The sequence below is a fragment of the Pseudoalteromonas sp. SG44-17 genome (assembly GCF_014164235.1).
Taxonomy (GTDB): Bacteria; Pseudomonadota; Gammaproteobacteria; order Enterobacterales; family Alteromonadaceae; genus Pseudoalteromonas; species Pseudoalteromonas rhizosphaerae.
In genome coordinates this window covers 1-1,290 of sequence record NZ_JACJEV010000085.1, presented here as the reverse complement: position 1 = coordinate 1,290, position 1,290 = coordinate 1, and the positions used below count along the sequence as shown (strand labels likewise).

The window sequence follows — 1,290 nt, the reverse complement described above, 5'->3', positions numbered from 1 at the left end:
CTCAGAAAGTCAAATGCTCCATTAACTGCATTTAACAATCCTTTCCTATGCTTCCTAATAATCGCTGTTAATATGCCAATCCACCAACCCCCCGTTGTTTTTGCTACTGTCATTGTAGACATTTCAGTTTTGAATATCTTTTCAATACAGCCAGTTAAAAACCTTTTAAGCGTGGTTACTATTAAACTTACATAAATTAGCGCCTCTTGTAAGGTTGCGTTTGATGTTTGAAAGCCGCGTAAATTATTATAAGACTTACACTCCTTAAAAAGTAATTCAACCTGCCAGCGTAACCTATATAATTTGCCTATTTCAGTCGCTGTAAATTCATCAATAGATAAATTAGTGACTAAAAATGTATATTGTTTTTCTTTTTTTGACCAATACCCAACGACTCTTGTTAGCTTGTTTTTTATGCTAACATTCATATCAATAAGATCATTTTTAGGTAATTCGGGGAGCAACTCACATAACTTTGGGGAATGACTTCCTGTTAATTCCTGTCCATTTTGCTTAAAAGCATTATGTACTCTGACTGCTTTTAATCCCTTCGCTCTTAATACGTAAAATCCTCCTGCTTTATCTAATTCATGAATATAACTACCTGAATAATATCCTCTATCAGCAAGTAACAACTGTCCTTTCAACTCTTTAAATTTTGGAAGTTCTTCACGTTCAGAGTAACTGTCTGGTGTTATACCTGCTTTTTCAAAGCAACCTTGCGTTAAATTTAAAGTAGCATGCAATTCAATAGCTGCTGGACACGTATTTGAAAATCGCCCAGGAAAAACATCTTTTAAAGAACGATGAAGCATAATAGAGCTACCGTCCTGAATTAAAATATTCTCAAACTTGAACAAATCTTTTTTCGTGTACTTAAGCGCATCATTTATCCAACAATTAAAAACTCTATTTGTTACCTCTCGCATTAGTTCAGCTAGTTCAGGTTTAACTAACTGGTTATGAAAAGGCTTATACTTAATAGACTGCCCTGTTAGCTGATTATAAACTCTTAATATTTCGGATAAATAGATCGTTTTTTTATCCCCAAGCGCAGCAACAAGACTAACAACCATATGAAATGCCGTAATATTTCTTTCTCTTTTAGTAAATGCTACTTGTTTACCAAGTCGGTTCAGTTTTTTTTCACTTAGGATACTTTTTAACTTATTAATAAAAATGTTAGCATTCATTTGAAGCTCTTTTCTTGATTCTGTGGTTTGTGTGGTAACAACCATTTGATCATGAATTGAGCTTCAACTCAATTTCTTAAGATCTTACCTATGACAT

General features: G+C 33.4%; 1 protein-coding gene. It reads right to left on the bottom strand.

Features of this window, described 5'->3' with window-relative positions; translation table 11 throughout:
* Window positions 1–1,193: IS4 family transposase (locus H5182_RS21960; RefSeq protein ID WP_182760654.1), on the bottom strand; the 1,193-nt coding region annotated here is incomplete at its 3' end.
* Window positions 1,194–1,290: the final 97 nt, after the last annotated feature.